General features: G+C 69.7%; 7 protein-coding genes. 4 read left to right on the forward strand and 3 right to left on the reverse strand.

The window, feature by feature from the left end:
• Positions 1-14: 14 nt before the first annotated feature.
• The 3 genes from panC to N802_RS06420 are packed head-to-tail and all read right to left on the reverse strand — an operon-like array spanning position 15 to position 2404.
• Positions 15-962 carry a pantoate--beta-alanine ligase gene (gene panC, locus N802_RS06410; protein WP_035913749.1) on the reverse strand — a complete coding sequence of 316 codons (948 nt, stop codon included), beginning with the start codon at positions 960-962 and terminating at the stop codon, positions 15-17.
• A complete protein-coding gene (locus N802_RS06415; protein WP_035913751.1) occupies positions 959-1855 on the reverse strand; it encodes a Rossmann-like and DUF2520 domain-containing protein in 897 nt (298 codons plus the stop codon). Before N802_RS06415 ends, panC begins: the two co-directional genes overlap by 4 nt.
• 36 nt (positions 1856-1891) lie before the next feature.
• Complete coding sequence (locus N802_RS06420; RefSeq protein ID WP_035913895.1) at positions 1892-2404, reverse strand: FBP domain-containing protein; 513 nt, start codon at positions 2402-2404, stop codon at positions 1892-1894.
• Between the two features lie 65 nt (positions 2405-2469).
• On the opposite strand from N802_RS06420, the gene N802_RS06425 reads away from it, so the two are divergent.
• The 4 genes from N802_RS06425 (at position 2470) to N802_RS06440 (ending at position 6377) form a co-directional block, all read left to right on the forward strand.
• Entirely contained in the window at positions 2470-3420 is a 951-nt protein-coding gene (locus tag N802_RS06425; RefSeq protein WP_035913753.1) for an SAM-dependent methyltransferase, read from the forward strand.
• Positions 3413-4591 (forward strand): NADH-quinone oxidoreductase subunit D, encoded by a 1179-nt coding sequence (locus tag N802_RS06430; RefSeq protein WP_035913755.1) that lies wholly within the window; start codon positions 3413-3415, stop codon positions 4589-4591. Before N802_RS06425 ends, N802_RS06430 begins: the two co-directional genes overlap by 8 nt.
• A 122-nt stretch (positions 4592-4713) precedes the next feature.
• On the forward strand, positions 4714-5487 hold the full coding sequence (locus tag N802_RS06435; RefSeq protein ID WP_035913757.1) for a hypothetical protein: 774 nt from the start codon (positions 4714-4716) through the stop codon (positions 5485-5487).
• Positions 5488-5588: 101 nt separating this feature from the next.
• Positions 5589-6377, forward strand: a complete 789-nt coding sequence (locus N802_RS06440) for a hypothetical protein (RefSeq protein ID WP_156971304.1) — start codon at positions 5589-5591, stop codon at positions 6375-6377.
• Positions 6378-6419 lie beyond the last annotated feature (42 nt).

Genomic DNA, 6419 nt, shown 5'->3' on the forward strand with positions numbered 1-6419 from the left:
GGGGACGGTGCCTTTTACGAGGCCGGGCGGGCGGGAATGCTGCCGTTGTCGGGCTGCGAGAACACGTCGAGTCTGCCACCGCCGGGTCCGACGAGGATCGGGGTGTTGTCGATGAGCCGGGTCGTGCCCACCCGCGCGGCGACGGCGAGGAGGGCTTCGCCGCGGTACCACTCCGGCACGTCCTGCAGGGTGCTGGGGTGGACGAGGACGAGGTAGTCGACCAACGCGAGAGGCTCCTCCACGAGAATCTCGCGTGCCGCTCGGCGGATGGCGGACGGCCCGTATGCCGCCTGGTCGGCTCCCGCAGTGAGCGCTCGGCTCAGGCAGAGGGCGACTTCGCGGTCGGACTCGGTGAGGTAGGTGTTGCGGCTGCTCAGGGCCAGGCCATCGTGCTCACGCACCGTCGGCACGGACACGACGTCGACGGGGAAGTCGATGTCACGCACCATGCGCCGGATGAGGAGGAGCTGTTGGGCATCCTTCTGACCGAAGAGGGCACGGCGCGCGCCGGTGAGGTGGAGCAACTTCGCGACGACGGTGAGCATGCCGTCGAAGTGACCGGGGCGTGACTTCCCCTCGAGGACGTCGCCGAGCGGACCTGCCGAGATCCGCACGCCGGGGTCTCCGTCGGGGTAGACGACGTCAGGCGTCGGGGCGAACACGATGTCCACACCTGCCGCGGTGGCGATCCGCATGTCGTCGTCGAAGGTCCGCGGATAGCGCGAGAGGTCTTCCTTCGGCCCGAACTGCAGCGGGTTGAGGAAGATCGTGAGAATGACGTGATCGGCCATCCCACGGGCATCCCGCAGGAGCTCGGCATGCCCCTCGTGGAGGGCCCCCATCGTCATGACGACGGCCACATCGGTGCTGGGAAGGGCTGCCCGCGCCGCGCGCAGTTCGTCGCGGGTGCTGGCGACGACCGGTGTGGTGGTGCTGGGCTGGGCGACGTCGGCTTCGGTCACGAGGTGGGCTCCTGGTCGGCGAGGGTGTCGAGCAAGGGCTCGGCGGCCGACGGCTGGAGCCGCCCGCTCTCGAGCGCACGCACCGCGGTGGCCCGGGCCATGGCGACGTAGGTCGCCCTGATCTCGGGTGAGATCCGCTCGAGCTCGCGAAGGTGCGTGCCAACGGTACTCACATCGCCGCGCGCGACCGGCCCGGTGAGCGCGGCATCACCCAACCGAAGGGCGTTGTCGAGGGCCGCGCGGACGAGGGGGCCGAGGACCGTGCGGGGCTGCTCGACCCCGGCCGCCCCCAATACCTCCATGGCCTCGGCGATGAGCGTGACGAGGTGGTTCGAGCCGTGGGCGAGGGCTGCGTGATAGGCCGCGCGGTCCTTCTCGGCGATCCACACCGGTTCGCCACCCATCTCGACGACGAGCGCCTCGGCCATCGGCCGGAGAGCGTCAGGACAGGTCACCCCGAACGCGCACTCCTCGAGACGTCCGAGGTCCAGCACGGTGCCCGTGAACGTCATCGCCGGGTGGAGGGCCACCGGCAGGATGTGGGCGTCGAGTGCCGGACGCAGGACACCCGCGCCATGTCGCCCGCTCGTGTGGACGACGATCTGGCCCGCCTGCCACGTCTCGGTGGCGGCCAGTCCCGACACCAACTCGGGCAGGGCGTCGTCGGGGACGGCGAGCAGCACGAGGTCCGCCCCGTCGATGACCTCGGGGATGTCGCGCAGCGGAACTCCCGGAAGGAGCGCGTCGGCACGCTCACGACTGTCCGCGCTCACGGCATACGCGGCCTTGATGTGGTGACCGGCGCGAGCGAGCGCGGCGCCCAACACAGCACCCACGCGACCGGCGCCAATGACTCCAATCGACAGCCGCGCGGGGTGCTCTCCTGAACTCACCCGGCCAACCTAACGCCTGCGGTCGAGCGGGACACTTCAGCGCGTTTTGGCCACCTGCGCGACGAACGCCGACGAGCGCTCCGTGAGGCCCTCGATGCGGCGCATGATGAACAGCTCCCGGTCGTCGGGGTCCTTGGAGCCGAGTTCGGAGAAGGTCGGCTTGCGGCGAACGTTCTGCGAGCACACGTAGTCGGTGCAGATCAGCGTCCCGATCGTGTCGCCCTTGCGACCCGCGGCACCGCCCCGCTTCGCCACCTGCATCGTGACGTCCTCGGTCTCGAGCGGGTCCTCGCACCAGGCGCAGATCGCCCGTCGCCGCCGCCCGGCCAGGGCAGTCGACGGTGGCGCGGCACGCAGGATGACGCCGCGAGGGACGCCGTCGACCTCGACGACGACGTAGCCGAGCGGTCGTTTCGAGTCCCGCCAGCCGAGGTACTCCCTCTGCTCCCAGTCGATGCTGGCCAGGTCGGGGAGGCTCGCCTGCGCCACCTCGCGCTTGGACGCGTTGACGAAGCTGTTGCGGATGTCGCTGTCGGTCAGGGGCTTCACGTGGATCGAGTGTGCCTGCCTGCCCACCCACAAAGCGAATGACTTTGCTGTCATAGGTTGCGGGAGTGATCCCTCGACCGTGGCAGGACGCGTGGCGGGACGCGCTCTATGGACCGGACGGCTTCTATCGCCGCGCGGAGGGGCCCGCCGGGCATTTCACCACCTCCGCCCACGGCCCGTTGGGAGCCGTCCTCGCCGAGGTCGTCGGGCGTCTTGCCGACGAAGTCGACGTATGCCGTGTCGTCGACTTCGCGTCCGGGCGCGGGGAGTTGTTGCGTCACCTTCACGAGCAGCGCCCCGATCTGGAACTCCTCGGCGTGGACGTCGTCGAGCGCCCCGGCGACCTCCCGGAGGCCATCGACTGGCTGCGCTCCCCCGGTGGCCCGAGCCTCCCTGACGAACTGCGCGACCTCGACGCCGTCGTCCTCGCCCACGAGTGGCTTGACGTCGTGCCGTGCACCATCGCCGAGGTCGACCCCCTCGGCACGCTGCGCGAAGTCCTGGTCGACGACACCGGCGCCGAGTCGCCGGGCAGGGAACTCACCGGCGACGAGCGCGCGTGGGCCGACCAGTGGTGGCCAACGGTCGCTCCCGGGGAGCGTGTCGAGATCGGCCTCAGCCGCGACGACGCGTGGCGAGATCTCCTGTCGCGCAACGCTTCTGGCCTGACCATCGCCGTGGACTATGGCCACGCGAAGGCGAACCGACCCACGCGAGGCACGCTCACGGCATACCAACAGGGCACGGTGACCGAAGCGATCCCGGACGGACAGCGGGACCTCACCGCGCACGTCGCCACCGACTCGCTCGGCGCGGATGAGGTGATCACCCAGCGCGATCTCTTCCACCGGCTGGGCCTGACCGCCGCAATGCCGGATCGCGCGACCGCCTCCCACGACCCCCTGGGCTACGTGCAGGCGCTCGCTCGCGCCTCAACGATCGCCGCCCTCACCGACCCGCATGGACTCGGCGGGTTCCACTGGGCGACGACGCGGCATACTCGGGGCCATGCCTGAGCCGACGGTCACACCGCAGCAGACCACCACGGTCGCCGTGGGTGCCGGTGGGCTCGCGACCGCCGACATGGTCCTCAACATCGGGCCGCAGCACCCGGCGACACACGGCGTCCTGCGCCTGCGCCTCACCCTCGACGGCGAGCGCATCGTGCACGCCGAGCCGATCATCGGCTACATGCATCGCGGCGCGGAGAAGCTCTTCGAGGTCCGCGACTACCGCCAGATCATCGTCCTCGCGAACCGCCACGACTGGCTGAGCGCGTTCGGCAACGAGCTCGGTGTCGTCCTCGCCGTGGAGGAGATGCTCGGCATGGAGGTGCCGGAGCGCGCGACGTGGCTGCGGACGATGCTGGCCGAGCTCAACCGGGTCCTGTCGCACCTGATGTTCCTCGGGTCCTATCCGCTCGAACTCGGCGCGATCACACCGGTCTTCTACGCGTTCCGCGAGCGCGAGGAACTCCAGGCGGTCATGGAGGAGGCGTCCGGGGGTCGGATGCACTACATGTTCAACCGCGTCGGCGGCCTCAAGGAGGACGTTCCCGCAGGCTGGCTGGGGCGCGTCGACCACGCCGTCCAGGCCGTGCGCGGGCGCCTCCCGGACCTCGAGTCGATGATCGTCGGCAACGAGATCCTCAACGCGCGCACCCGCGGGGTGGGTGTCCTCGACACGGCGACCGCTGCGGCCTACGGCGTCTCAGGTCCGATCGCGCGCGCCTCGGGACTCGACGTGGACCTCAGGCGTGACGCGCCCTATCTCGCGTATGCCGGCCTGTTCGGTCCCGATGGACCCGGCCGGGTCGTGACCCGCACCGAGGGCGACTGCCTCGCCCGCCTCGAGGTGCTCCTGGAGCAGGTGCATGTCAGCCTCGACCTCGTCGAGCACTGCCTGTCCGTGCTGGCGACCCTCGAGGCCGGCCCGGTGAACCAACGGCTCCCCAAGGTGCTCAAGGTCCCCGAGGGCGAGACCTATGTCGCGACCGAGAACCCGCTCGGCTTCAACGGCTACTTCCTCGTGTCCCGCGGTGACAAGACGCCGTGGCGCCTCAAGCTGCGCTCGGCGTCGTTCAACAACGTGCAGGTGTTGACCGAACTGCTGCCCGGGACACTGGTTTCCGACATGGTGGCCATCCTGGGTTCGACGTTCTTCGTCGTCGGCGACGTCGACAAGTAGGCCAGCCAGAACTCCTGCCTGAGCCGCGCAACCTTTCCGGTTGATGCCTCGTAGTGATGGATGAGCGCGCGACGGAGCGCGCACCCATTCGCACTTTGGTGCATCACCCAGGGGAGAACACGATGACTCGCACGGCACGCACCACCGCCCTCTTCGCCGCCTTCGGCCTCACCGCGGTCGCCCTCGGGGGAACGGCCGCCACTCCGGCTCAGGCCGCGTCGGGAAGTGTCGGCTACACCTGCTCGATCACCTCCTTCCACGGCGAGAACGTCGGCCAGAGTGAGGGCTACGCGATGAGCGCGCGGTTCGACTCCGCCATCGAGGACGGGGTGAAGGTTCCGGTCGGCACCTCCGTGCGACTCAGCCAGGTCCCCAGCCAGTTCGTCCTGTCGGCACCGTTGGTCAAGGCCATGCGCGACCGGGGCGTCGCCGAGGGCATGACCGACGCAAGGATGGACAGCTACTTCATGCAGGGTTTGGAGAAGGCCCCGATCACCTACACGGAGATGGCCTTCGACTTCAGGGGCGGGGCAGCCACGGTTCTGGGACCTGGCAAGGCCGCGGCCTACGCGGTCAGGACGGTCGGCCCTCACACGCTTGCCGCCGGCAAGATCCACATGGACCTGTCGCACCGCGACGGCTTCGCCCTGGGGACGATCACGTGCCAGCTGGCCGAGGGGCAGGAGCCGGCGATCGACGCGGTCTTCGGAGTCAAGGCGGCCGGTGCCGCCACGCCAGCGCCGACGACCGCACCCTCGCGCCCATCCGTCGTCCAGACCGATGCCGGTCACCTTCCCGACGACTCCGGTATGCCGGTGAGTCCGGGAGTCGGCGCACTCGCCTTCGCGGCAGCCCTGGTGGGGGCGACGCTCGGACGTGGGCTGCTTGGCCGGTGACCGATGTGTCCTGCATCATTCGATCCCGGAAAACCCTTCCCCTTACTACTCATCGGTAGCTAGGGTGAACGCAACCCACCCACTTCTTGGAAAGTTGACCCATGTCTGTCATGACGTTCAGCCGTGTCGGTGTTGCCGCGGCCGCCATGTCCGGTCTTGCCCTCCTGGCTGCTGCCCCGGCCCACGCCGAGACCGGCACCCTGTCCTACGTGTGCGACTACGTCGGCATCAAGATCCCGATCACCGCCTCGTTCGACAGCGCGATCGAGGACGGCGCGACCCTTCCCACGGGTGACGTCGACGTCAACCCCCTCACGGGCAAGGTCAACATCGCAGAGGCGCAGGTGGGTCTCATCAAGTTCCTCGGCGCGACGTCGATCGCGGGCACGGGCGTCCTCGACTCGGGTGTGGCCGAGACGGGCCAGCCCGTTCCCGTGGACTTCTCCTTCCCTGCCACCACCGTTCCCGCCTCGGGCGGCATGACCATCCCGGTCACCGGCAGCGCCGAGGACGCCATCGACGCTTCCGAAGAGGGCGCCTACGGCTTCTTCGCCGGCGACGCCGACCTGGAGCTGACCACCAACTCCGGCCAGAAGCTCGCGCTCTCGTGCACGCTCGCCGAGGACACCACCGAGGAAGCCGCTCTCATCGACGGGTTCGATGCCGAGAAGCCGAAGCCGAGCCCCACGCCGACCCCGACGACCTCCACGCCTGCGCCGACCACGCCGGCCCCGACCACGTCGCCCAGCCCGGTCCGCCCTGAGATCGTCCAGACCGACGCGGCGCAGCCCACTTCGCCCACCTGGCTCCCGTTCGCGGGGCTCGGTGCCGGCGCCGTCCTCCTGGGTGGTGGCCTCGTGGTCACCCGTCGCAGTGCAGCGCGCCACTGATCCTCGGCGTCTGATCGCGGCCGCGGTGGCCATGGTCGCCGC

Origin of the sequence: Knoellia sinensis KCTC 19936 (genome assembly GCF_000768705.1) — a bacterium.
In the GTDB taxonomy this organism is placed as follows: Bacteria; Actinomycetota; Actinomycetes; order Actinomycetales; family Dermatophilaceae; genus Knoellia; species Knoellia sinensis.

What these genes read in the sequence shown, in the direction of transcription:
- N802_RS06440 (WP_156971304.1), top strand. Translation starts at nt 5,589, where the DNA reads ATGTCTGTCATGACGTTCAGCCGTGTCGGTGTTGCCGCGGCCGCCATG.
- N802_RS06435 (WP_035913757.1), top strand. Translation starts at nt 4,714, where the DNA reads ATGACTCGCACGGCACGCACCACCGCCCTCTTCGCCGCCTTCGGCCTC.
- N802_RS06430 (WP_035913755.1), top strand. Translation starts at nt 3,413, where the DNA reads ATGCCTGAGCCGACGGTCACACCGCAGCAGACCACCACGGTCGCCGTG.